General features: G+C 66.8%; 19 protein-coding genes. 13 read left to right on the top strand and 6 right to left on the bottom strand.

The features are described 5' to 3' along the window. Positions 1-126 precede the first annotated feature (126 nt). The 6 genes from AC1ZV1_RS14190 (at position 127) to AC1ZV1_RS14215 (ending at position 8,372) form a co-directional block, all read left to right on the top strand. Complete coding sequence (locus AC1ZV1_RS14190; RefSeq protein WP_484297304.1) at positions 127-867, top strand: FadR/GntR family transcriptional regulator; 741 nt, start codon at positions 127-129, stop codon at positions 865-867. A 138-nt stretch (positions 868-1,005) separates the two neighbouring features. Next, positions 1,006-1,917 (top strand): 5-dehydro-4-deoxyglucarate dehydratase, encoded by a 912-nt coding sequence (kdgD, locus tag AC1ZV1_RS14195; RefSeq protein WP_081519705.1) that lies wholly within the window; start codon positions 1,006-1,008, stop codon positions 1,915-1,917. Between the two features lie 13 nt (positions 1,918-1,930). Then, positions 1,931-3,370 carry an aldehyde dehydrogenase family protein gene (locus AC1ZV1_RS14200; RefSeq protein WP_484297305.1) on the top strand — a complete coding sequence of 480 codons (1,440 nt, stop codon included), beginning with the start codon at positions 1,931-1,933 and terminating at the stop codon, positions 3,368-3,370. Positions 3,371-3,912: 542 nt separating this feature from the next. Beyond that, positions 3,913-5,277 carry an MFS transporter gene (locus AC1ZV1_RS14205; protein ID WP_484297306.1) on the top strand — a complete coding sequence of 455 codons (1,365 nt, stop codon included), beginning with the start codon at positions 3,913-3,915 and terminating at the stop codon, positions 5,275-5,277. A gap of 32 nt (positions 5,278-5,309) precedes the next feature. Next, complete coding sequence (garD, locus tag AC1ZV1_RS14210; RefSeq protein WP_484297307.1) at positions 5,310-6,866, top strand: galactarate dehydratase; 1,557 nt, start codon at positions 5,310-5,312, stop codon at positions 6,864-6,866. Positions 6,867-7,004: 138 nt separating this feature from the next. Further along, entirely contained in the window at positions 7,005-8,372 is a 1,368-nt protein-coding gene (locus tag AC1ZV1_RS14215) for an OprD family porin (RefSeq protein WP_484297308.1), read from the top strand. A gap of 301 nt (positions 8,373-8,673) precedes the next feature. On the opposite strand, the gene AC1ZV1_RS14220 is transcribed toward AC1ZV1_RS14215, so the two are convergent. Continuing rightward, positions 8,674-11,385, bottom strand: coding sequence for a cation-transporting P-type ATPase (locus AC1ZV1_RS14220; protein WP_484297309.1), 2,712 nt, complete (start codon positions 11,383-11,385; stop codon positions 8,674-8,676). Positions 11,386-11,667: 282 nt separating this feature from the next. Further along, on the bottom strand, positions 11,668-12,231 hold the full coding sequence (locus tag AC1ZV1_RS14225; protein ID WP_484297310.1) for a helix-turn-helix transcriptional regulator: 564 nt from the start codon (positions 12,229-12,231) through the stop codon (positions 11,668-11,670). Positions 12,232-12,449: 218 nt separating this feature from the next. On the opposite strand from AC1ZV1_RS14225, the gene AC1ZV1_RS14230 reads away from it, so the two are divergent. Together AC1ZV1_RS14230 and AC1ZV1_RS14235 are read left to right on the top strand one after the other, a co-directional pair. Next, positions 12,450-13,361 carry a LysR substrate-binding domain-containing protein gene (locus AC1ZV1_RS14230; RefSeq protein ID WP_484297311.1) on the top strand — a complete coding sequence of 304 codons (912 nt, stop codon included), beginning with the start codon at positions 12,450-12,452 and terminating at the stop codon, positions 13,359-13,361. A gap of 113 nt (positions 13,362-13,474) precedes the next feature. Then, on the top strand, positions 13,475-14,467 hold the full coding sequence (locus AC1ZV1_RS14235; RefSeq protein WP_484297312.1) for an MBL fold metallo-hydrolase: 993 nt from the start codon (positions 13,475-13,477) through the stop codon (positions 14,465-14,467). A gap of 46 nt (positions 14,468-14,513) precedes the next feature. Here the strand turns inward: AC1ZV1_RS14235 and AC1ZV1_RS14240 are convergent, their stop codons facing one another. Continuing rightward, positions 14,514-15,416: a LysR family transcriptional regulator gene (locus AC1ZV1_RS14240; protein WP_484297562.1), complete on the bottom strand. Its 903-nt coding sequence runs from the start codon at positions 15,414-15,416 to the stop codon at positions 14,514-14,516. A 135-nt stretch (positions 15,417-15,551) separates the two neighbouring features. Here AC1ZV1_RS14240 and AC1ZV1_RS14245 point away from each other — a divergent pair, with 135 nt between their 5' ends. Then, positions 15,552-16,760, top strand: coding sequence for a YbfB/YjiJ family MFS transporter (locus tag AC1ZV1_RS14245; RefSeq protein WP_484297313.1), 1,209 nt, complete (start codon positions 15,552-15,554; stop codon positions 16,758-16,760). Between the two features lie 30 nt (positions 16,761-16,790). On the opposite strand, the gene AC1ZV1_RS14250 is transcribed toward AC1ZV1_RS14245, so the two are convergent. The 3 genes from AC1ZV1_RS14250 to AC1ZV1_RS14260 are packed head-to-tail and all read right to left on the bottom strand — an operon-like array spanning position 16,791 to position 19,197. Beyond that, entirely contained in the window at positions 16,791-18,068 is a 1,278-nt protein-coding gene (locus AC1ZV1_RS14250) for an OprD family porin (RefSeq protein ID WP_484297314.1), read from the bottom strand. 2 nt (positions 18,069-18,070) lie between these two features. Next, positions 18,071-18,481, bottom strand: a complete 411-nt coding sequence (locus tag AC1ZV1_RS14255) for a DoxX family protein (protein ID WP_484297315.1) — start codon at positions 18,479-18,481, stop codon at positions 18,071-18,073. 59 nt (positions 18,482-18,540) lie between these two features. Beyond that, positions 18,541-19,197 carry a hydrolase gene (locus AC1ZV1_RS14260; RefSeq protein ID WP_484297316.1) on the bottom strand — a complete coding sequence of 219 codons (657 nt, stop codon included), beginning with the start codon at positions 19,195-19,197 and terminating at the stop codon, positions 18,541-18,543. A gap of 349 nt (positions 19,198-19,546) precedes the next feature. On the opposite strand from AC1ZV1_RS14260, the gene AC1ZV1_RS14265 reads away from it, so the two are divergent. The 4 genes from AC1ZV1_RS14265 (at position 19,547) to AC1ZV1_RS14280 (ending at position 23,677) form a co-directional block, all read left to right on the top strand. After that, complete coding sequence (locus AC1ZV1_RS14265) at positions 19,547-20,503, top strand: GlxA family transcriptional regulator (protein ID WP_484297317.1); 957 nt, start codon at positions 19,547-19,549, stop codon at positions 20,501-20,503. Positions 20,504-20,707: 204 nt separating this feature from the next. Beyond that, on the top strand, positions 20,708-22,087 hold the full coding sequence (locus tag AC1ZV1_RS14270; RefSeq protein ID WP_484297318.1) for an ATP-binding protein: 1,380 nt from the start codon (positions 20,708-20,710) through the stop codon (positions 22,085-22,087). Positions 22,088-22,205: 118 nt separating this feature from the next. Continuing rightward, positions 22,206-22,775, top strand: coding sequence for an antibiotic biosynthesis monooxygenase (locus AC1ZV1_RS14275; RefSeq protein ID WP_484297319.1), 570 nt, complete (start codon positions 22,206-22,208; stop codon positions 22,773-22,775). 83 nt (positions 22,776-22,858) lie between these two features. Beyond that, positions 22,859-23,677, top strand: a complete 819-nt coding sequence (locus tag AC1ZV1_RS14280; protein WP_484297320.1) for an alpha/beta fold hydrolase — start codon at positions 22,859-22,861, stop codon at positions 23,675-23,677. Positions 23,678-23,680 lie beyond the last annotated feature (3 nt).

Genomic DNA, 23,680 nt, shown 5'->3' on the forward strand with positions numbered 1-23,680 from the left:
CTTGCGGACCGCACAGAGCGGGATTGGCGAGGGCAGGGGAGAGACATCGCACAACCGGGCGGCCATGGCCGGGCGCTATCCCGATGTTGTACGATGACTGCCTCTTCATCTATTCCAGCGACCGCCATGCCGACCAGCCCGCTTCCCCGCAAACGCCCTCGCAGCCTCGCCCATGAGGTGGTCGCCGAGCTTTCCGCGCGTATCCGCGATGGTCGTATCAAGCCTGGCGACAAGCTGCCCACCGAATCGGCGATCATGGCCGAGCAGGGCGTCAGCCGCACCGTGGTCCGCGAGGCGATCTCCCGGCTGCAGGCCGCGGGGTTGGTGGAGACCCGCCACGGCATCGGAACCTTCGTGCTGGACACGCCCAAGGACGGCCCGTTCCGCATCGATCCGGCGACCATCGTCACCCTGCGCGACGTGCTGGCCGTGCTGGAGTTGCGCATCAGCCTGGAGGTGGAGTCCGCCGGGCTCGCCGCCCAGCGCCGCAGCCCCGAGCAGTTGCAGGGCTTGCGTGACGCCCTGGATGCCCTGGAGGAGAGCCAGGCCAACGGCCGCGACGCGGTGGCCTCGGACTTCCAGTTCCACCTGCGCATCGCCGAAGCCACGGGCAACCGCTACTTCACCGACATCATGAGTCACCTGGGGGCGAGCATCATCCCGCGCACCCGCCTGAACTCCGCACGCCTGGCCCATGACGACCAGAACCACTACCTGGCGCGGGTCAACCGCGAGCACGAAGACATCTTCGACGCCATCGCCCGCGGCGACACCGACGCCGCCCGCGCCGCCATGCGCCTGCACCTCACCAACTCCCGCGAACGCCTGCGCCGCGCCCACGAATCGGCCGAAGAAAAACTCGGCTGACGAGCGGACGGAAGAAAAGGTTGTCTGACGACTTGTCGGCTTTTGTTTGTAGTTATACGATGACCGACAACATGACGCCATAAGCCGATTGTCGTTGCACCTCTTCCTATAAAAATTCGCTTTGCAGGGTGATCGCCAATGAATCCACAAGAACTGAAGTCCACCCTTTCGTCCGGTCTGCTGTCGTTCCCCGTGACGGACTTCGATACCCAGGGCAACTTCCGCGCGGACACCTACGCCCGCCGCCTGGAGTGGCTGGCTCCCTACGGCGCCAGTGCACTCTTCGCGGCCGGCGGCACCGGCGAGTTCTTCTCGCTGGAGCCCAACGAGTTCTCCTCGATCATCAAGACTGCGGTGGATACCTGCCGCGGCCAGGTACCGATCCTCGCCGGCGCCGGCGGCCCGACCCGCCAGGCCATCGCCTACGCCCAGGAAGCCGAGAAGCAGGGCGCCGCCGGGATCCTGCTGCTGCCGCACTACCTGACCGAAGCCAGCCAGGAAGGCCTGGTGGCGCACGTCGAGCAGGTTTGCCGCTCGGTGGACTTCGGCGTGGTGGTCTACAACCGCAACGTCTGCCGCCTCAACGCCGATAGCCTGGAAAAACTGGCCGACCGCTGCCCGAACCTGATCGGCTTCAAGGACGGCATCGGCGAAATCGAGCCGATGGTCGCCATCCGTCGCCGCCTTGGCGAGCGCCTGACCTACCTCGGCGGCCTGCCCACTGCCGAAGTCTATGCGGCGGCCTACAAGGCGCTGGGTGTGCCGGTGTATTCCTCGGCCGTCTTCAACTTCATCCCGAAGACCGCCATCGATTTCTACAACGCCATCGCCAGCGACGACCACGCCACGGTCAATCGCCTGATCGACGATTTCTTCCTGCCTTACCTGGCCATCCGCAACCGCTGCGAAGGCTACGGCGTGAGCATCATCAAGGCTGGCGCCAAGCTGGTCGGCCATGACGCGGGCCCGGTGCGCGCACCGCTGACCGACCTCACCGGCGAAGAAGTCGAGATGCTCGACGCGCTGATCAAGAAACTCGGCCCGCAGTAAGCCGGAGGTTCCCGTGGCACAACCGTATTCGCACTACGTCGACGGCCAGTGGCTGGCCGTTACCGACGCAACCCCGAACCGCAACCCGTCGGACCTTTCCGACGTGGTCGGCGACTACGCCCTGGGCGATGCAGCCCTGGTGAACCAGGCAGTGGAGGCGGCCCGCGCCGCGTTCCCGGCCTGGTCCAACAGCAATGTGCAGGCTCGCGCCGATGCGCTGGACAAGGTCGGCAGCGAGATCCTCGCCCGCCGCGCCGAGTTGGGCGCGCTGCTGGCGCGGGAGGAGGGCAAGATCCTTCCCGAAGCCATCGGCGAAGTCGGCCGCGCGGGGAACATCTTCAAGTTCTTCGCCGGTGAATGCCTGCGCCTGGCCGGCGACCTGCTGCCGTCGGTGCGCCCCGGCGTCAGCGTCGAGGTGACCCGCGAAGCCGTGGGTGTGGTCGGCCTGATCACCCCGTGGAACTTCCCCATCGCGATCCCCGCGTGGAAGATCGCCCCGGCGCTGGCCTACGGCAACTGCGTAGTGCTCAAGCCTGCCGACCTGGTGCCCGGCAGTGCCTGGGCGCTGGCGGAAATCATCTCCCGCGCCGGTTTCCCCAATGGCGTGTTCAACCTGGTGATGGGCCGTGGCAGCGTGATCGGCGAAGCCCTGGTCAACCACCCGCAGGTGGACGCCGTGAGCTTCACCGGCTCGGTCGGCGTCGGTCGTCGCATCGCCGCGCAATGCGTGGCCCGCGGCGCCAAGGTGCAGCTGGAGATGGGTGGCAAGAACCCGCAGATCGTCCTCGACGACGCGGACCTCGCCACCGCCGTGGAGCTGTCGGTGCAGAGCGCCTACTACTCCACTGGCCAGCGCTGCACGGCGTCGAGCCGGCTGATCGTCACCGAAGGCATCTACCCGCGCTTCGTCGAGGCCATGGTCGAGCGCATGCGCAGGATTACCGTGGGCAACGCGCTGCAGGACGGCATCGACATCGGCCCGGTGGTCTCCGAAGCGCAGCTGCGCCAGGACCTGGACTACGTCGAGATCGGCCGCAACGAAGGCGCGCGCCTGCTGTTCGGCGGCGAGCGCCTGTCGCTGGCCACCGAGGGCTACTACATGGCCCCGGCGCTGTTCGACGAGACCACCCCCGACATGCGCATCAACCGCGAGGAAATCTTCGGCCCCGTGGCCAGCATCCTCAAGGTGAAGGACTACGACGAAGCGCTGGCCCAGGCCAATGCCACCGAGTTCGGCCTGTCCGCCGGCATCGCCACCACCTCGCTCAAGCATGCCGCGCACTTCAAGCGCCACGCCCAGGCCGGGATGGTGATGGTCAACCTGCCCACTGCCGGCGTGGATTACCACGTGCCGTTCGGCGGTCGCAAAGGTTCGTCCTACGGCCCGCGCGAGCAGGGTCGCTATGCCCAGGAGTTCTACACCACGGTGAAGACCGCCTACGTCGGTGCCTGACCGATAGCAGTACCAGCGGGTGGCGCTTGCCAGCGCCATCCGCTGCACACGACATGACCAGAACCCCGACACAAGAACAATGCAGGGGAAACACCATGACCATCGACTGCCCGCAGCCGACACGTACCCGCGAACCCAGGCGCTGACCGCGCCCCGAGCACTCCCACTCCGCTCAACTTCGCAGGTAGGTCGTCATGCTGAACCGCCCGATCTCACATCGCCGCGCCGCCGTGCGCCGGCTTTCCCCGCGCCAGTTCCCTGGCCGCGCCGAGTCGTCTCGCCTGCTCGTCAGGCGTCCGGCGGGGCCGTTTTCTTCGCTCCACGCTCTCTCGCTGTACGCCATCCGGCTGCCTGCCGGCCGTGGCGCGCTATCTGCTGTGTCGCTCGCCGCTGTGCCCAGCGCGCGAGTCGGAACGGACGTACCGGCCGCGCCCGCCGTACGTCGGCAAGGAGGCGGTAACGGCTCGCCACGACGGGCCGGCTGATAATCTGGCCGGCCTGCGCCGGTCGCTCCCATAACAACAAGACACGAGACGCAATCGATGAGCCAAGCAACCGCCAAACCGACGCATGTGCGTTACCTGATCCTGCTGATGCTGTTCCTGGTAACCACCATCAACTACGCCGACCGCGCCACCATCTCCATCGCCGGCTCCAGCCTGCAGAAGGACCTGGGCATCGACGCGGTCACCCTGGGCTACATCTTCTCCGCCTTCGGCTGGGCCTACGTGGCCGGGCAGATTCCCGGCGGCTGGCTGCTCGACCGCTTCGGCTCGAAGAAGGTCTACGCCGCGGGCATCTTCATCTGGTCGCTGTTCACCTTCCTGCAGGGCTTTGTCGGCTACCTGCCGGTGGCCAGCGCGGTGATCGCGCTGTTCCTGCTGCGCTTCATGGTCGGCTTCGCCGAGGCACCGTCCTTCCCCGGCAACGCACGCATCGTCGCCGCCTGGTTCCCCACCGCCGAGCGCGGCACGGCCTCGGCCATCTTCAACTCCGCGCAGTACTTCGCCACCGCGCTGTTCGCGCCGATCATGGGCTGGATCGTCTTCCATTTCGGCTGGGAGCACGTGTTCGTGGTGATGGGCGTGCTGGGCATGGTCTTCGCCGCCATCTGGATGAAGACCATCTACAACCCCAAGGAACACCCGCGCACCAACGCCGCTGAAGTCGCCGCCATCGAAGCCGGCGGCGGCATGGTCGACATGGACCAGAAGCGCGCCAGCGACGGTCCGAAATGGCACTACGTCAGCCAGCTGCTGCGCAGCCGCATGCTGCTGGGCGTGTACCTGGGCCAGTACTGCATCAATGCGATCACCTACTTCTTCCTCACCTGGTTCCCGGTGTACCTGGTGCAGGAGCGCGGCATGTCGATCCTCAAGGCCGGCTTTATCGCCTCGCTGCCCGCGCTGATGGGCTTCCTCGGTGGCGTGTTGGGCGGGATCATCTCCGACTACCTGCTGCGTCGCGGCCATTCGCTGACCTTCGCCCGCAAGCTGCCGATCGTCTGCGGCCTGCTGCTGTCCACCACCATGGTGTTCTGCAACTACGTTCATGCCGAATGGATGGTGGTCGGCTTCATGACCCTGGCGTTCTTCGGCAAGGGCCTGGGCGCGCTGGGCTGGGCGGTGGTGGCGGACACCTCGCCCAAGCAGATCGCCGGTCTTTCTGGCGGCCTGTTCAACACCTTCGGCAACCTGGCCTCGATCACCACGCCGATCGTCATCGGCTACCTGATCAGCGCCACCGGCTCGTTCAAGTGGGCCCTGGTGTTCGTCGGCGCCAACGCGCTGGTGGCCGTGCTGAGCTACCTGTTCATCGTCGGCCGCATCGAGCGTGTGGAGCTGCGCGAAGAAGACCCAAAGGGTCGCCAGGTACCTGAAAAACGTCTGGCCCCGGCCAATTCCTGAGCAGTTCCGGGGGTATTTCGGAGATGAGTGTCATGCAGTTGATCCCGCACCAGGACTCACCGCGCTACGTGAAATTGCACGCGGACGATAACGTCGCCATCGTTGTCAACGACCAGGGCGTCGCCGCGGGCGGTCGCTTCCCGGATGAGCTGGTGGCCGCCGAGTCGATCCCGCAGAGCCACAAGGTGGCGCTGGTGGACATCGCCGAAGGCGCCGCGGTGCTGCGCTACGGCACGGTGATCGGCTACGCGCTGGCGCCGATCGCCAAGGGCCGCTGGGTGACCGAGCAACTGCTCAGCCTGCCGGAGCCACCGGAGCTGGGCGCGCTACCGCTGGCGACTGACGTGCCGCCGGCTGCCGAACCCCTCACCGGCTACAGCTTCGAGGGCTACCGCAACGCCGACGGCAGTGTCGGCACACGTAACCTGCTGGGCGTCAGCACCACGGTGCAGTGCGTGACTGGCGTGCTGGATCATTGCGTGGAGCGTGCCCGTCGCGAGTTGCTGCCCAAGTACCCGCACGTCGACGACGTGGTGGCGCTGACCCACAGCTACGGCTGTGGCGTGGCGATCAACGCGCCGGACGCGATCATCCCGATCCGCACGCTGTACAACCTGGCGCGCAACCCCAACCTCGGCGGCCAGGCGCTGGTCATCGGCCTGGGCTGCGAGAAGTTGCAGCCGGTGCAACTGATGGACGGCGACGCACTCACCGCCGGGCAGGACGAGGCGCAGTGGCTGTACCGCCTGCAGGAATCCGGCAACGGCTTCCAGGGCATGGTCACGCAGATCCTCGCGCTGATCGAAGAGCGTCTGGCCCTGCTCAACGAACGCCGTCGCGAGACGGTGCCAGCCTCGGAGCTGGTGGTCGGCATGCAGTGCGGCGGCAGCGACGCCTTTTCCGGCGTCACCGCCAACCCCGCGCTGGGTGTGGCCGCCGACCTGCTGGTGCGGGCCGGGGCCACGGTGATGTTCTCCGAGAACACCGAGGTGCGCGACGGCATCCACCTGCTTACCGCGCGCGCCGCCAACCGCGAAGTGGCCGAGCAACTGGTCGCCGAAATGGACTGGTACGACCGCTACCTCGCCCGCGGCATGGCCGACCGCAGCGCCAATACCACGCCCGGGAACAAGAAGGGCGGGCTGAACAACATCGTCGAGAAGGCCATGGGCTCCATCGCCAAGTCCGGCAGCAGCGCCATCGCCGGCGTGATCCCGCCGGGCGCGCGGGTGAAGGGCAGGGGGCTGCAGTACTGCGCCACCCCGGCTAGCGACTTCATCTGCGGCACCCTGCAGCTGGCCGCCGGGATGAACCTGCACATCTTCACCACCGGACGCGGCACGCCCTACGGGTTGGCCATGGCGCCGGTGATCAAGGTGGCGACCCGCACCGAGCTGGCCGAGCGCTGGCCCGACCTGATCGACGTCGATGCCGGGCGCGTCACGTCCGGGCGCATGACCCTGGACGAGCTGGGCTGGGAAATCTTCCAGCTCTACCTCGACGTGGCCAGCGGCAAGGTCCACACCTGGGCCGAGCGGCACCACCTGCACAACGACCTGGTGCTGTTCAACCCGGCCCCCGTGACCTGATGGAACCATTGATCTGACCCACCCCTGATCGGCGGCGCCTCCCGGCGTCGTCGGCCTCCCTTTGCCTGAAATCCCGCGCCTGCCCGCACCACTGGGACGGGTGGCGCTCACCCTGACATCCACGACCCGGAGACAACAATGAAAAACTCCACCCTGGGCGCTGCCATCGCCTGCGCCGCCCTCGGCTTTCTCGTGCCCGCCGCCCAGGCTGCCGGCTTCCTCGAGGACAGCAAGGCCAGCCTGACCCTGCGCAATTTCTACATCAACAGCGATAACCGCAACGGCACCGCCGAACCGAGCCGCCAGGAAGAGTGGGGCCAGGGCTTCATCCTCAACTACGCCTCGGGCTACACCCAGGGCACGGTTGGGCTGGGCGTCGACGCCATCGGCCTGCTCGGCATTCGTCTCGACAGTGGCCGCGGCACCCACTATGAATCCCCCAGCCAGCAGGCCGGCACGGTGTTCCCGTCCAAGAGCAATGGTGAGGCAGTGAACGACTTCAGCAGCCTCGGCCCGACCCTGAAGGCCAAGATTTCCAGCACCGAACTGCGTTACGGCACGCTGATGCCCAAGCTGCCGGTGGTGACCTACAACGACGGACGCTTGTTGCCGGGTACCTTCGACGGCGGGCAGGTGACCAGCACCGACATCGACAACCTCAGCCTGGTAGCCGGCAAGCTGGAACACACCCGCGGGCGCAACTCCAGCGACTGGCGCGGGATGTCGATCCAGGGCGCCAACAGCGGCGCGACGGCCCGCGACAGCAATGCGTTCTACTACGCCGGCGGCGACTACAAGCTGAGCAAGGACCTGACGCTGCAGTACTACTTCGGCCAGCTCAGCGAGTTCTACCAGCAGCACTTCCTCGGCCTGCAGCACAGCCTGAACCTCGGCCCCGGCATGCTGAAGACCGACCTGCGCGCCTTCGACAGCGATTCCGATGGCAAGAATGGCAGCGCCTCCGGCCGCGCCGACGGTTATCTCTCCAGCGGCTACTACGGCAATCGCGTGACCAAGGGCGAGGTCGACAACCGCGCCTACAGCGGGATGTTCACCTACAGCCTGTCCGGGCACAGCCTCGGCGCTGGCTACCAGGTCATGAACGGCGACAGCGACTTTCCCTACCTGAACCGCGGCGACGGTGCCAGCGGCAGCGCCTACCTGATCACCGACGTGCAGATCGGCAAGTTCCTGCATGCCGGCGAGCGCACCTGGGTGGCGCGCTACGGCTACGACTTCGCCCAGGCCGGCCTGCCGGGCCTGACCTTTGCGGCGATCTACCTCAAGGGCGACGACATCAAGACCGCCAGTGGCGACCAGGGTGAGTGGGAGCGCGACCTGACGCTGTCCTATGTGATCCCCGAAGGCACCCTCAAGGGCCTGGGCTTCTCCTGGCGCAACGCCATGCTGCGCAGCGGCCTGCCTGCCAGCGGTTCCGGCACCCCGACGCAGCGCGACCAGGACGAGAACCGCCTGATCGTCAGCTACACCTTGCCGCTGCTGTAAGTTCAGGAGTGCACAGACCGTAGGGCGGATAACCTGGAACAGGTTATCCGCCGTCGCCTCCACCAGTGGCGGATAACGCTGGCGCGTTATGCGCCCTACGAGACCGAGGGCGGGCTGACGGCGGACCCTGTCCGCCGTTCGCGGGCATGGCCCGCTCCTACAGGGTGCGCCGTGCGCTTGCAGGAGCGGTCCATGCCCGCGAGATCGCCGCGACGAACTTCCACGGAGCAAGAAAAAAGGCCCCTCGCCGGAATGGCGAGGGGCCTTTTCGCGGACACAGTCCGCTCCTACATCAGTTGCATCATCTGCGCGAAGCCTTCCAGCGACGGATCACCAGTTTCTCCAGTTCCACCGCGAAGAACACCGCGATACCGATACCCAGCGAGATCAGCCAGCCGCTGAAGGGCAGGGCGACGGTGTGGAAGGCGGTCTGCATGAAGGGCACGTAGATCACGAAGCACTGCAGCAGGATCAGCGCCAGGGTCACGGTGAGCAGCGCGCCATTGCGCAGCAGCGCCGTGTTCAGCGAGAACTCTTCCTGCAGGCGGCAGTTGAACAGGTAGGCCCACTGCGCGGTGACCAGGGTGTGCAGGATCATGGTGCGGATGTGGTCGGTGTCCTGGCCGTTGCTGACCATCCAGGCTTCCAGCAGGAAGGCTGCGGCGGTGAGCAGGCCGCCCACGTAGAGCACCCGCCAGACTGCGAAACCGTTGAGGATCGATTCCTTCGCGTTGCGCGGCGGCCGGCGCATCATCCCCGGCTCGCCAGGCTCGAAGGCCAGGGCGAAGGACAGGGTGGTCGAGGTCGCCATGTTCATCCAGAGGATCTGCAGCGGCGCCAGCGGGATCACCGCACCGGCGAGGATCGCCATGACGATCAGCAGGCCCTGGGCCATGTTGGTCGGCAGGATGAACAGCACGGTCTTCTTCAGGTTGTCGTAGACCCGGCGGCCTTCGCGCACGGCGCCGGCGATGGTGGAGAAGTTGTCGTCGGTGAGCACCATGTCGGCGGCTTCCTTGGTCACCTCGGTGCCCTTGATGCCCATGGCGATACCGACATCGGCCTGCTTCAGTGCCGGGGCGTCGTTGACGCCGTCGCCGGTCATGCCGACCACTTCCTCGTTGGCCTGCAGCGCGCGCACCAGGCGCAGCTTGTGTTCGGGACTGGTGCGGGCGAACACCGAGTACTGCATGGCGAGGGCTTTCAGTTGCGTGTCATCGGCCTGTTCCAGCTCCTGGCCAGTCATGGCGCGCAGGTCGTTGCCCATGCCGAGCATGCCGGCGATGGCCACGGCGGTGTCCGGGTGGTCGCCGGTGATCATCTTCACCTGGATGCCGGCACGCTTGCACAGCGCGATGGCCTCGATGGCCTCCGGGCGCGGCGGGTCGAGCAGGCCGGCGACGCCGAGGAAGATCATGCCGTCCTGCACGTTCTCGTGGTCGATCACGCCGTCATCGGGCTGCACCGGCTTGTAGGCGGCGGCGAGCATGCGCAGACCCTGCCCGGCGATGAAGCTCATCTCGCGCTCCCAGTACGCGCGGTCCAGCGGCTCCACGCCATTGGCCCCGAGCTGTTGCTGGCACATGCGCAGCAGCACGTCGGGCGCGCCCTTGAGGTAGACCAGGCTCTGTCCGGCGACGTCGCAGCGCCGCGCCATGTACTTGTAGGCGGAGTCGAAGGGAATCTTGCCGAACTTCTGGAACTCGATCTCCGGCAGGTTCGCCTTGCGCGCCAGGACCTTCAGCGCACCCTCGGTTGGGCCGCCGACCACGCCCCAGCGGCCTTCGTCATTGAGTTGCAGGCTGCTGTCGTTGCAGATGTCCACTGCGCGGATGAAGGCTTGCAGCGCGTCGTGCTGCGACCAGTCCAGCTCATCGCTGGTGCTGCCGAAGGTGATGCGGCCCTTGGGCTCGTAGCTCTGACCCTCGACGGCGTAGATGCCATTGGCGAGCAGCACGCTCTTCACGGTCATCTCGTTCATGGTCAGGGTGCCGGTCTTGTCCGAGCAGATCACGCTCATGGCGCCCAGGGTTTCCACGGTGGGCAGCTTGCGGATGATCGCCTTGTTCTGCGCCATGCGCTGCACGCCCAGCGACAGGATGATCGAGACAATGGCCGGCAGGCCCTCGGGCACCGAGGCCACGGCGAGGCTGATGAGCGACAGCAGCAACTCGCCGAAGGGGTAGTCGTGCCAGAAGAAGCCGATGATGAAGAGCACCACCATCATGCCGATGATCAGCTGGAAGATGCGCTTGCCCAGTTCGGCGATCTGCCGCAGCAGCGGCGTCTCACCCTCGTCGACGTTGGCGATCAGCTTGTTGATGCGCCCGAGTTCGGTGGCGGGCCCGGTCTCGATCACCACGCCGCGCGCGTTGCCGGCGCTGACGTTGGTGCCGGAGAAGCCGAGGTTGGTGCGGTCGGCCAGCAGCGCCTCCTTGTCCAGCGCGTCGGCGTGCTTGCCCACGGTGAGCGATTCACCGGTCAGCATGGACTCCTCGACCTGCAGGTGGTGCACGTCGAACAGGCGTACGTCGGCGGGAATCTTGTCGCCCGGGCGCAGGATGACAATATCGCCGGGCACCAGCTGGGCGGCATCCATCTCGACCTTCTTGCCGTTGCGCACCACATGGGCGGTGCTGCTGAGCATGCCGCGCAGGGCGGCGAGGGACTTCTCCGCCTTATTCTCCTGGAAGAAGCCGATGCCCGCGTTGATCACCGCCACCAGCAGGATGACCACGGTGTCGGTCCAGTGGCCCATCAGCGCGGTGGCCACGGCGGCGGCCAGGAGGATGTAGATCAGTACATCGTTGAAGTGCCGGGCGAAGCGCAGCCAGAGCGGGTCGACTTCCTTGGCCGGCAGCGCGTTGGGGCCGACGCGCAGCAGTCGCGCCTCGGCGTCGTCGGGCGAGAGGCCATCCGCGCTGGTCTGCAGATCGGCCATGGTCTGGTCGACGCTCTTGCGGTACCAGTCGGTGGTTTGCGTTTTGCCGTCGGTGGTTTGCTGTGCAGTCATGCTCTGACTCCCGGCTCCTGCCTGTAGGGAAAGTGGGACTGCACCCAGACTAGACGTTGCGGATTGCATCGGAACTGTCATACCTCAAAGTTCTCCCGATCCTGGCTGAACACTTCCTGAACGGCGTAGGAATCAGATCGTTCAATCGTATGTGCAGCAGCGGACGTCATCCGGGATGCCCCCGGTGCGCAATCTGTCGCAGGTGTGGCCAGCTCCTGCCGGACCGCCCGAAGCCGCTGGCAGGAGCGGGCCATGCCCGCGTTCGCGGACAGGGGCCGCGCATCAGACCGGGGATGGGATCGTCGCCATTTCCGCCGTTCCGCCCATCCGGCTGGCCTTCCGCCAGCGGTTCGGCGTGCAGCCCACCAGCTTGCGGAAGCTGCGGCAGAAGTGCGACTGGTCGGCGAAACCGCACTCCTGGCTGACCTGGGAGATCGGCGCGTCGCTGCCGGCCAGCAGTTCACGGGCGCGGTCGACGCGCAGTCGCAGCGCCCATTCCCGCGGCGAAAGTCCGGTGGCCTGCTTGAAGGCGCGGGAAAAATGGCTGCGCGACATGCCACATTGCTCGGCGACATCCGCGATGTACAGGCGGCTGAGCAGGCTGCCGGCGAGGATGTCCTTGGCCTTGCGTTCCTGCCAGGGCGCGAGGGCGAGGCGTTCGCAGGCGTCCTGCCCGTCATTGCAGGGTTCAGGCAGCCGGTAGTGTTCCAGCAGGTGCTGGCAAAGGCGTTGACTGGCCCGGTGCAGGCCCTCGCCCTGGGTTTGCAGCTCTTCCATGAGTTGCAGGATCAGGTGGTGGGTCTGGGGGGTGAGCATGGGCGCTACCTGGTGGGCAGGTGCGGGCATGGCGTCTCTCTTTTCGTGGGTCCTGTCGGCGGCAGAATGGCCGCTCCGGAATGGGAAAAACTCAAGGTAAATCAAGGTGATCCGATGCTCAATCGGATTAGGAAGGACAGGGCGCGAATAAGCACACCCGTCCAAGAGAATCGTCGTGAAACGTGGTTGACTGGCGCGATCCTTGCCTTGTGCCAAGCTGCCCACTCCACAGCCCCGAGCGACCAGCCATGAACCGAAACGACCTGCGCCGCCTGGACATGAACCTGCTGGTGATCTTCGAATCCCTGATGCTGGAGCGGAACCTCACCCGCGTCGGCGAGAAGCTGTTCATCACCCAGTCCACTGTCAGCGCCGCCCTGGCGCGCCTGCGCGACCTGTTCGACGACCCATTGCTGGTGCGCGCCGGCCGCGCCATGGAGCCCACCAGTCGGGCCCTGCACATCTTCGAGGAGTTGCGCCCGGCGATGGATGTGATCTCCGCCGCGGTCAGCCGCGCCAAGACCTTCGAGCCCGAGATCAGCTGCAACATCTTCCGCCTGGGCCTTTCCGACGACGCCGAGTTCGGCCTGTTCCCCGCGCTGCTGGCGCGCCTGCAACAGGAGGCGCCAAACGTCACCGTGGTGGTACGGCGCGCCAATTTCCTGCTGATGCCCGCACTGCTGTCCTCCGGCGAGATCACTGTCGGGGTCAGCTACACCACCGACCTGCCGGCCAATGCCAAGCGCCGCAAGCTGCGCGATATCGGTGTGAAGGTACTGCGCGGCGACGACCGCCCCGGCCCGCTGACGCTCGACGAATACTGTTCGCGGCCGCACGTGATGGTGTCCTTCTCCGGCGACCTGAATGGTGCCATCGACCTGGACCTGGAGCGTATCGAGCGGCGTCGCCGGGTGGTGCTTGCCGTGCCGCAGTTCGGCAGCCTGCGCGCGTTGCTGCGAAATACCGAGATGATCGCCACCGTGCCCGACTACGCCGCGTGCGCCCTGGTGGAAGACAGCTGCCTGCGTGCCGAGGACCCACCGCTGGAAATCAAGCCGGCGGAACTCTCCCTGGTGTGGAGCGCCGCCCACGACAACGACCCGGCAGAGCGCTGGCTGCGCGAGCGGATGGTCGAGTACATGAGCGCGCCGCTGCCCTGAGCTTCACGCTCCACTGCGTCTGGCTGGTGCGAGCGCATCCGGCACAGGCGTCCAAGAACCGTCCAGGCAAACCGAGCAGCATGGCGCCACCATTGTCCAAGGAGGCGCCGACCATGCCGGCATCCCGCAGCAACCACTGCTTCCCGCTACTGGCCAGCGCACTGCTGGTCTCCACCTTCGCCTGCGCCGAGCCGCCGACCGCGCCCAGGACTCAGGCGCCCGGCTACTTCCGCCTGGCGGTGGGCGAATACGAAGTCACCGCGCTCTACGACGGCTACAACGACTTGTCTCCCGGCCTGTTGCAGGGCCTGAACCGCGAGCGGATCCGCGCGCTGCTGGCCCGCAACGCGATGAGTGGCGAGCGCGTGCAGACCAACTTCAATGCCTTCCTGGTCAATACCGGCAAGCACCTGGTGCTGGTGGACAGCGGCGCCGGCCAGTGCATTGGCGGTACCGCCGGGCATTTGCTGGAAAACATGAAGGCTGCTGGCTACGCACCCGAGCAGGTGGACAGCATCCTGCTCACCCACATGCACCTGGACCACGTCTGCGGCCTGGTGGATGGCCAGGGCGAGGCACTGTTCGTCAACGCCACCGTCTATGCGGCGCAGGCCGAGGCAGATTTCTGGCTGGATGAGCAGCACCGCGACCAGGCGCCGGAAAAGGCCCGCGAGTTCTTCGACGTGGCGCAGCGTTCGCTCGCACCGTATCGCGCCGCCAACCGCCTGCAAAGGTTCGTACCGCCGGCCTCGCCGTTACCGGAGTTGACGACGCAGGCCACCACTGGCCACACGCCGGGCAGTACCAGCTATCGCTTCGAATCCGGCGGGGCTGCCATCGTCTTCATCGGCGACCTGATTCACAACGTCGCCGTGCAGTTCGCCCACCCGGAAGTGGCGATCCGTTTCGACACCGACCCGAAGCAGGCCGTGAAGGCTCGCGACGCCGAGTTCAGTGCGCTCGCAAAGGATGGCGCCTGGGTAGCCGCCGCACACTTGCCATTCCCCGGCATCGGCCATATCACCCGCGACGGCAAGGAGTTCAACTGGGCGCCAGCGGTTTATGGCCCATACCAGCGCGCGGAGAAGGTGCCGTTCATCGAGTGACCGCGCCGTGACGGTCGGCGATTGCGGGATCGGCCGTTGCAGTCCTTCATGCGTTCCGGCCCCGAGCGGCCGGCGGCTGCGGCGCCGCGCTGGTGAACGCGCTCGAGATGGCATCGATCACCGCCCGCACACGCGCCGTATGGCGCACATCCTTGTGGGTGACCAGCCATACGTCGTAGGGCAAGGGTGGGCGTTCCGGCCACAGGCGCACCAGCCCGTCCGCATCGCCCAGCGGCAGCGGCAGTTCGCCCACGCCCAGACCGCCGGCCAGGGCGCGGCGGACCATGAAGCCGGAGGTGCAACTCATGGCGATGCGCCCATGGATGATCGGCTCGGAGGCGAGGAACACTTCCTTGCCGGCATCCAGATACGGCTGATAGACCACCAGGTCGTGCCCGGCGAAGGCGGTGCCCGGCTCGGGCACGCCGCGTGACTCGATGTACTGCGCGGAGGCGAACAGGCCGCTTCCCCAGCGGGCCAGGCGTCGCACGATCAGGTCGGGGTTCTCCGGCTGGTGCGTGCGCACGGCGATGTCGGCCTCGCGCTTGCTCAGGTTGAGCATCTGCGTGGAGGTCTGCAACTGCACCTCGATCCCCGGCTTCTCGCGGTGCAGGGCGGCCACGGCGGGGATGATGTAGTCGGCGGCAAAGGAGTCGGTGGTGGTGACGCGTACTACGCCGCTCATGCGGTCGTCCATGCCGAGGATCTGCCGTTGCAGGTCGGCGGCGGAGGACTCCATGGCCTGTGCCGCCGCCATGGCAATCTCGCCGGCGGCGGTGAGGCTGTAGCCGGCGGACGTGCGCAGGAACAGCGTCGCCTCCAGGGAGCGCTCGAGCGATGCCAGGCGCCGTCCTACTGTCGCCTGGTCCACTGCGAGCACGCGGGCGGCGCCGCGCAGGGTCTGCTCCCGGCACAGTGCGAGGAACACCCGCGCATCGTCCCAGTTCATCATGGTGATTCCCCTCTGATGCAAAACTGCAGCTCTGGAAAGAAAACTCGCTGCATTATTTCATCTGCGCGCGACTTTATGATCCCCCCATCACCACGCAACGGCGCCGCTCCGATGGCGCGATAGGGGGTTGTCATGAATACCGATGCTTGCCGCCTCTCCAGTCGAGGCTCCCTCTGGTTGCCGATCTGGGCGGGCCTGTGCGCCAGCCTGGTCGGCATCGGCTTGGCGCGTTTTGCCTACACGCCGCTGATCCCGGCGCTGATCGAGGCGCGCTGGTTCTCGGCATCCGCCGTGGTCTACCTGGGTGCCGCCAATCTCGCCGGGTACCTGATCGGCGCACTGGCCGGGCGCCCGCTGGCGGCGCGCTGGTCGAGCACGGCGGTGCTGCGCGGCATGATGCTGCTGGTCACGCTGTCGTTCTTCGCCTGCGCCTGGCCGTTGAACCAGGCGTGGTTCTTCTTCTGGCGCCTGGCCTCGGGGATTTCCGGCGGGGTGATCATGGTGCTCGCTGCCAGCACGATCCTGCCGCACGTGGCCGCCCATCGTCGTGGATTGGCCAGCGGGGCGATCTTCCTCGGCATCGGCCTGGGCATCGCCGCCTCCGGCACGCTGGTGCCGCTGCTGCTGGCTCTGGGGCTGCTGCAGACCTGGCTGGGCCTCGGTGCGCTGGCCCTGGTGCTCAGCCTCAGCAGTTGGTTTGGCTGGCCGCAGGAGCACGCTCATGGCCAGGCGCACAGCGTCGCCGGTCCGCGTGGTTCGATGGGTGTCCATGTGCTGTTCGCCCAGTACGCGCTGATGGCTTCCGCCCTGGTGGCGCCGATGATGTTCCTGGTGGACTTCGTGGCCCGTGGCCTGGGCGCCGGTACCCACGGCGGTGCACTGATCTGGACGCTCTATGGCGTCGGCGCCATCGCCGGACCGGTGGTGTATGGCTTCCTCGCCGACCATCTCGGTGCGCGAGCAGCGATCCGCCTGGTGCTCGCGGCGCAACTGATTGCGCTCGGCTTGCTGCTCGAGGCCGGCGACCTGCGCCTGCTGGGCGTGGCTAGCGTGGTGATCGGTTCGTTCCCGCCGGGCATCGTGCCGCTGGCGTTGGCGCGGGTGCATCAGCTGGTGCCCGGCCATGCTGCGCAGAACGCCACCTGGAGCCGCGCGACGGTGTCCTTCGCCAGCTTCCAGGCCATCGCTGGCTACGCCTACTCGGCGCTGTTCAGTGTGAGCCACGGTCATTACGCGCTGCTGTTTGCCGTGGCTGCGGGAGCTATCGGCCTGGCGCTGCTGATGGACGTCGCGTTGCTGTTCAAGGCTGCGCCCGGCAAGGCCGGGCCGGCCAGTGGCTGACCCGGTTGGGGGGGGGGAGTGTCGGTGCGGTCAGAACACACCCTTGAGCGGGTACTCGATGATCATGTAGATCCGATCGATATCCGCGCCACCCTGGGGATCGTTGGCGCGGTGCGAGACCTGCGCGAAGCTCAGCGCCAGGTCCTTGGCCGGCCCGGACTGGACCACGTAGCGCACATCCAGGTCTCGTTCCCAGTGCTTGCCACCGTCGCCGTAGGCGGGTTGGCAGGCGCCGCCCTCCGAGGGGTTATAGGCACCGCCGCAGGGGGCGTGGGTGCCATCGATGCCGCTGCCGCGCACGTAGCGAGCCGAGAGTGTCAGTCCGGCGATGCCGGCGCTGGCGCCGTCCCACTGGTAGCGCGCTTGCCAGGAATGTTCGCCGGGGCCATTGAAGTCGGCGTACTTGACGGAGTTGGCGAGGTAGATGGAGTCGCCGCCGACGAAGTCGAAGGGCGTGTCACCGTCGATCTTCTGGTAGGCGAGGCTCAGCGCGTGGCTACCCAGGGTGACCTTGCCCAGCAGGCTCCAGGCGAGGGTGTCGATGTGGCCGGCGCGGGCGCTGCCGGTATCGCCGGTCTTGTACAGGTTGGCGTCCACCGACCAGCGACCGAGGTGGCCATTGAGGTTGGCGTAGGCCTGGTGCCAGACATCGTCCAGCTGGCTGGCATAGAGCGCGCCGCCCCAGGTCGAGTCGGGCGCGCTCCAGGTGGCCCCGGCCAGGCTCAGGCCGCCGAAGCGGGTGCTGGCGCCGTAGCCCTCGAACTCGCCATGGCTGGAGCTGGAGTCCTGGTTCTTGAAGGCGGTGAAGCGTCCGGCCTGCAGACGCAGCCCCGGCAGGCTGCGGTCGTCGAGGAGCCAGCCGGTGGCGTATTCGGGTTGCAGGCGCTTGTCGCCGGTGTCGAACACCGGGGTTTCCACGTCCATCTCGCCCCAGGCAAGGGTGGTTTTCTCATGCACCAGGCGCAGCGCGGCGCCGGCGTCGGAGTATTCGGGCTCGCTGCGGCCATCGCTGTCCACCGGGAGCAGGCCGGTCCCCGCATGCCCGCGCCCGCCGTCGAGCTTCAGGCCAAGGAAGGCGTGGGCATCGACGCCCAGGCCGATGCTGCCGGGCGTGACATCGCTGCGGAAGGTGCCGATGAAACCCTGCGCCCACTCGCGGCGCAGGCTCTGGCCGTTGGGGCCGGGGCTGCGGTAGTCGTTGTCGAGGAAGTAGTTGCGCGACAGCAGCGACCAGTCGGCGGCGTGGGCCTGGACGCAGGCAAGTGCCAGTGCGCAGGGAAGCAGGGCATCCTTCAAGGTCAGGGCCATGATCACGACTCCGACGGCAACGTGGCTGAACGGGGCAGGGCAAGGCGGTAGCTACCCGGACCGGCAATCGCCAGGCCGGCGAAGAGGATCAGCATCCACCAGGCGAACTGGCCTTCTTCCAGCGTCCACTGCGGGTGCACGAACACCAGCGCCACCAGCAGCACGGCGATTACCGGCAGGCAGGCGAGGCGGGCGAAGACGCCCAGGATCAGCAGGATCGGACACAGCACTTCGGCGAATACCGCCAGCGCCAGGGTCGGCGTGGCGCCGAGGCCGAAGGGATCTTCGATGTGCTGCAGCTCGTTCTGCCAGTGCAGCAGCTTGGGCAGCCCGTGCACCTGGAGCAGCAAGAGGGCGGCGGCTACGCGCATGAACAGCAGCGCCAGGGCGCCGGAGCGGTCGTGGGTCGGCATGGTGGGTACCCCGGGAATGAAAAAAGGGGCGGCAATGCCGCCCCTTCTGGCGCTCTGGCTCAGTGGCCTTCGCTGGCGTTGAACATGGTCTTGGCGTAGATCAGGCCCAGGCCGTAGGCGCCGCCATGCTCGATGGAGGTCTTCACGGTCTGGTCGTAGGTTTCGCCACGGGCCCAGTCGCGTTGCAGTTCGAGCAGGTACTGCAGGGACGTCATGGGGCGTGCGCCCAGCTGGATCATTCGTTGCAGGGCCATCTCGTGGGCCTCGGTGGAGACGTCGCCGCAGGCGTCGGCGATCACGTAGACCTCGAAGCCCTGGTCGATGGCCGACAGGGCCGGGCCGACGATGCACACGGAGGTCCAGAGACCGGCCAGGACGATCTTCTGCTTGCCGAACTTGTTCACTTCCACGGCGATGCGCGGGTCTTCCCAGGTGTTCATGCTGGTGCGGTCGATGACGTTGTGCTCGGGGAAGACCGACTTGATCTCGTCGAAGATCGGGCCGGAGAAACTCTTCTCGGCAACGGTGGTAAGGATGGTGGAAACGCCGAATTCCTTGGCCGCCTTGGACACCAGCGCGGCGTTGTTGCGCAGGGTCACGGCGTCGATGGACTTGGTCGCGAAGGACATCTGCGACTGGTGGTCGATCATGATCAGGGTGTGGTCGGCGGGGTTGAGCAGGGTCTTGCCGGGAACGGCTTTGGCGATGGCGGTCATGGTCGGATTTCCTGGTGGGTTGCGTGGGTAAGAAACGTGGTGGCTGGAGCGTTCGTTCGGTCTGCAGGGCTTGGCTGCGAACCGTGGACACATCTTTGCCGATCGCCCCGAAGCGCGGAACAGACAGCGCTGCAGGGTCGCTTTGCAGTTCTGCAAGGCCACTTGGGGCACTGCGATGGGCGAAACTATGGTGTCGCCGGCGCGGCATTTATTGGACCTGTGTGCTCGGGCCGTCCGGCGGAGAATGATGCAAACGTGCGATTCGCCGGCGCGGCGAGTCGGTACAGTGGTTTTTTCCTATACCGGGGCACGCGAGACCGCCAAGCCCCGTTTGCGTGCGAGTAGACGAATGAGAACTGTGGCCATGGTGCTGTACGACGATGTGCTGGCGCTGGATGTGGCGGGGCCGATGGAGGTGTTCTCCATGGCCAACCGCTACCTGCCGCCGGAGCGGCATTACCGGTTGCTGACGGTGGCGGTGAAGCCCGAGGGCGTGCGCGCGTCCAGCGGTCTGAAGATGAGTGCCGACCTGCCGCTGGAAGCGCTGCTCGCTGGCGTGGACCTGCTGCTGGTGCCCGGCGGGCCCGGCGCCTACAACGGCAACAATGAAGCGCTCAACGCCTGGTTGCCGGCGGCGGCTCGCGCGGCGAAACGCTATGGCGCGGTGTGCACCGGAGCCTTCCTGCTCGGCGCTGCCGGGCTGCTCGACGGCTACCGCTGCACCACCCACTGGAACTACCTCGAACGACTGGCCCAGCTGTATCCACGCACCCAGGTGCAGGCCGAGCGCATCTATGTGATCGACCGCAACCTGATCACCTCCGGCGGCGTCACCGCCGGCATCGACATGGCGCTGGCGGTGGTCGCCGAGGATCACGGCAAGGACATCGCCCTGGAGGTCGCCAAGGTGCTGCTGGTGGTGCTCAAGCGCCAGGGCGGACAGACGCCGTTCGGCCCGTTGCTGGTATCGGTGGTGCGCGACGGCTCGGTCATCGCCCGCGCCCAGGCCTACGTAGTCGACCACATCGACGAATCATTGAGCGTGAACCGCCTGGCCGAGCAGGTTGCCATGAGCCCGCGCAACTTCGCCCGCGCCTTCCAGCGCGAGACCCGGATGACGCCCATGCAGTACGTGCAGAGCGCGCGCATCGACCACGCGCGAAAGCTGCTGGAAAGCAGCGACCTGCCGCTCAAGCAGGTGGCGAGCCGTAGCGGATTCGGCAGCCCCCGGCATATGCGCACGGTGTTCGGTGAGCGGATCGGCATGACGCCGAGCCAGTACCGCGAGCAATTCGGCTTCGCCTGATGGCCATGCACCGCCATTCATGTCGGTTGACCGTCATGCGCACCCAAGTTGGCCGAATCCTTCCCCCTGCGGGAATTGCACTGTCACACGAGGGCGGGAGAATACCCTGACCAATCATCAGGGGCGCGTCACCTCGGTACTGGCCAGATCGCCTGGAGGACCCGTTGTAGAGCGATCCGTCAGATCCACAGACGTGAGCAGGACATGAGCGCAAGCACGGAAAACCGCACCGAGACCATCCTGCAGTTCGGTCGCTTCCAGTTTCACCCCTACAAGCGCCAGTTGCTGCAGGGGGACCGCCCGGTGCGCATCGGCAGCCGGGCGCTGGACATTCTCCAGGTGCTGATCCGCCAACCCGGCGAGATCATCGGCAAGGACACGATCATCGCCCAGGTCTGGGGCGATACCGTGGTCGAGGAGATCAACCTGCGCGTGCACATCGCCGCCTTGCGGCGTGCCCTCGGCGAAGGCCGTACGGGCGAGCGCTACATCGCCAACGTGCCGTTGCGCGGCTACGGTTTCGTCGGGGTGGTGGAGACCGTGGTCGCACCCATGCAGGCCGTCGTGCTGCCGTGCGAAGTGCGCGCCAGCAACCTGCCGGTGCTGCTCATGGGGCTGGTCGGCCGCCAGGCCTTGCTCGATCGGGTGGTGAAACAGGTGCCCGCCACGCGTCTGATGACCCTGGCAGGCCCCGGCGGCATGGGCAAGACCTCTCTGGCGATCCATGCCGCCGAACAGCTCGGTAAGCACTTCAGCCAGATCCGCTTCCTCGACCTGTCCGCCGACCCGGACGGCATCTCCCTCAGCCAGAACCTTGCCATTCTCCTGCGCGAGCCCACCTACGAGCCCACGCTGCTGTTGCTGGACAACTGCGAGCACCTGGCCGAGCGCTGTGCCGAAGCGGTGGAGCACTTGCTGCGCCTGCATCCGGCACTCAACATTCTCGCCACCAGTCGCGAGCCGCTGCGTGCGGAGGGTGAGCACGTGGTGCGCCTGCCGCCGCTGGAGGTTCCCACGCAGGACGATGCGCCGCTCGCGCTGGCCATGTGCAGCTCGGCGGTGCAACTGTTCGTGATGCGCGCGCGGGAAGTCTGCGACCGTTTCGAGCTCAAGCCCGGCCAGGTTCGCGCGATCATCGACATCTGCCGGCGGCTGGATGGCATTCCCCTGGCCATCGAGATGGCGGCGCGGCAGGTGGGCATTTTCGGTCTCGCCGGGCTGCCGGCATTGCTCGATACGCCCATGCAACTGCTGATGCCTGGCCGCCGTACCGCGCCGGCGAGGCAGCAGAGCTTGCGCGCGACCTATGACTGGAGCTTCGGGCTGCTGGACGTTGCCGAGCAACGCTGCCTGCGCCTGTTGGCGCAGCTGGGCGAAGACTTCACCTTGGACTCTGCCGTGGCCTCGCTCGACGGTGATCACCTGTGCCGCGAGTGCACCTTCGCCGCGGTGCGACAGCTGGCGGACAAATCGCTGTTGTGGGTGGAGCAGGGCGAGTGCGAGGTGCGCTATCGCTTGCCCCACACTGCCCGCGCCTACATGCGCCAGGTGACCTTGCCCGAGCTCGCCATCACCGCCGCCTGATCGCCGGTAACGCACGCTTCTGCAAAACTGCATGCGCCCGATCCAGCACATGCGTCCAATAGGACCGCCGATCTCAGAGCCATAGTGACCGGACTTCCATCCTGCGTCCGGGACACCCATGAGCGCCGATTCCATCGATCTGAACAGCGTGGTGACGCTGGTGGTCCACCACAAGGTGCGTTGCGAAGCCCTGCCCAGCTACGAGGCCTGGCTGCGCCGTACCGTCTCCGCCGCGCGCCGGCAGCCGGGACACCTGGGGGTAAACGTGATCCGCCCGGACGGCGAAGGCGCGATGTTCACCACCGTCGTGCGCTTCGCGCGCGCCGCCCAGCTTCAGGCATGGATCGATTCCCCCGAGCGCGCCAACCTCATCGCCGAGGTCCTGCCGTTGCTGGAGGAGGGAGACCATCCGTTGATCCACAACGACGCCGAATTCTGGTTCACCCCCGAGCACGGCAACGTGCGCCAGCCGCCGAAATGGAAGCAGGCGCTGCTCACCTACCTGGTGATCAGCCCACTGACCATGGTCATCCCGCCGCTCTGGGCGCCCGCGTTCGAGCGTTTCCCGGTGCTGGCCGGCGTGGTGCCGAGCAACCTGCTGGTGACCCTGTGCATCGTCCTCCCGGTGGTCTACCTGATCATGCCCTGGGTGACCCGTCGCTGCGCGGGCTGGCTCAACGCCGACTGATTTCCCCCTGACTTTCCCCTCCCTCGGCGCCCCGCGGGGCGCCCGTACCCACATCGTCCTGCATGGCAGGCAGAGGAGTTTCCATGAGCACTTTCGTAACCCGCGACGGCACCGAGATCTATTACAAGGACTGGGGCAGCGGCAAACCCGTGCTGTTCAGCCACGGCTGGCCGCTGGACGGCGACATGTGGGAATACCAGATGCAGTACCTGAGCAGCCGTGGCTACCGCACCATCGCCTTCGACCGCCGCGGTTTCGGCCGTTCCAGCCAGCCGTGGAACGGCTACGACTACGACACCTTCGCCGATGACATCGCCGGCCTGATCGAGCACCTGGACCTGCGTGACGTCACCCTGGTCGGCTTCTCCATGGGCGGCGGCGACGTCAGCCGCTACATCGGCCGCCACGGTACCTCCCGCGTTGCCGGCCTGGTGCTGCTGGGCGCCGTCACCCCGATCTTCGGCAAGGCTGCCGACTTCCCGCAGGGCGTCGACACTGCCGTGTTCGACGGCATCAAGGCCGGCCTGCTGCAGGACCGCGCGCAGTTCATCGCTGACTTCGCCGCGCCGTTCTATGGCACCAACCACGGCCAGAAGGTCTCCGACGGCGTGCTCACCCAGACCCTCAACATCGCCCTGCTGGCGTCGCTGAAGGGCACCGTGGATTGCGTCACCGCGTTCTCGGAAACCGACTTCCGCGCCGACCTGGCCAAGGTCGACGTGCCGACTCTGGTGATCCACGGCGATGACGACCAGATCGTACCGTTCGAGACCACCGGCAAGCTGGCTGCCGAACAGGTCCAGGGTGCCGAGCTGAAAGTCTACGCCGGCGCGCCCCACGGCTTCGCCGTCACCCACGCGCAGCAACTCAACGAAGACCTGCTGGCCTTCCTGCAACGCTGAGGG

It is taken from the genome of Pseudomonas sp. BB438 (assembly GCF_057180225.1).

Excerpts from the sequence above, each read along its gene's own strand:
- AC1ZV1_RS14260 (WP_484297316.1), bottom strand. The coding sequence starts at position 19,197 with ATGACCGCCATCGCCAAAGCCGTTCCCGGCAAGACCCTGCTCAACCCC.
- AC1ZV1_RS14205 (WP_484297306.1), top strand. The coding sequence starts at position 3,913 with ATGAGCCAAGCAACCGCCAAACCGACGCATGTGCGTTACCTGATCCTG.
- AC1ZV1_RS14255 (WP_484297315.1), bottom strand. The coding sequence starts at position 18,481 with ATGCCGACCCACGACCGCTCCGGCGCCCTGGCGCTGCTGTTCATGCGC.
- AC1ZV1_RS14215 (WP_484297308.1), top strand. The coding sequence starts at position 7,005 with ATGAAAAACTCCACCCTGGGCGCTGCCATCGCCTGCGCCGCCCTCGGC.
- AC1ZV1_RS14190 (WP_484297304.1), top strand. The coding sequence starts at position 127 with ATGCCGACCAGCCCGCTTCCCCGCAAACGCCCTCGCAGCCTCGCCCAT.
- AC1ZV1_RS14220 (WP_484297309.1), bottom strand. The coding sequence starts at position 11,385 with ATGACTGCACAGCAAACCACCGACGGCAAAACGCAAACCACCGACTGG.
- AC1ZV1_RS14230 (WP_484297311.1), top strand. The coding sequence starts at position 12,450 with ATGAACCGAAACGACCTGCGCCGCCTGGACATGAACCTGCTGGTGATC.
- AC1ZV1_RS14240 (WP_484297562.1), bottom strand. The coding sequence starts at position 15,416 with ATGAACTGGGACGATGCGCGGGTGTTCCTCGCACTGTGCCGGGAGCAG.
- AC1ZV1_RS14250 (WP_484297314.1), bottom strand. The coding sequence starts at position 18,068 with ATGGCCCTGACCTTGAAGGATGCCCTGCTTCCCTGCGCACTGGCACTT.
- AC1ZV1_RS14225 (WP_484297310.1), bottom strand. The coding sequence starts at position 12,231 with ATGCCCGCACCTGCCCACCAGGTAGCGCCCATGCTCACCCCCCAGACC.
- AC1ZV1_RS14270 (WP_484297318.1), top strand. The coding sequence starts at position 20,708 with ATGAGCGCAAGCACGGAAAACCGCACCGAGACCATCCTGCAGTTCGGT.
- AC1ZV1_RS14280 (WP_484297320.1), top strand. The coding sequence starts at position 22,859 with ATGAGCACTTTCGTAACCCGCGACGGCACCGAGATCTATTACAAGGAC.
- garD (WP_484297307.1), top strand. The coding sequence starts at position 5,310 with ATGCAGTTGATCCCGCACCAGGACTCACCGCGCTACGTGAAATTGCAC.
- kdgD (WP_081519705.1), top strand. The coding sequence starts at position 1,006 with ATGAATCCACAAGAACTGAAGTCCACCCTTTCGTCCGGTCTGCTGTCG.
- AC1ZV1_RS14245 (WP_484297313.1), top strand. The coding sequence starts at position 15,552 with ATGAATACCGATGCTTGCCGCCTCTCCAGTCGAGGCTCCCTCTGGTTG.
- AC1ZV1_RS14235 (WP_484297312.1), top strand. The coding sequence starts at position 13,475 with ATGCCGGCATCCCGCAGCAACCACTGCTTCCCGCTACTGGCCAGCGCA.
- AC1ZV1_RS14275 (WP_484297319.1), top strand. The coding sequence starts at position 22,206 with ATGAGCGCCGATTCCATCGATCTGAACAGCGTGGTGACGCTGGTGGTC.
- AC1ZV1_RS14265 (WP_484297317.1), top strand. The coding sequence starts at position 19,547 with ATGAGAACTGTGGCCATGGTGCTGTACGACGATGTGCTGGCGCTGGAT.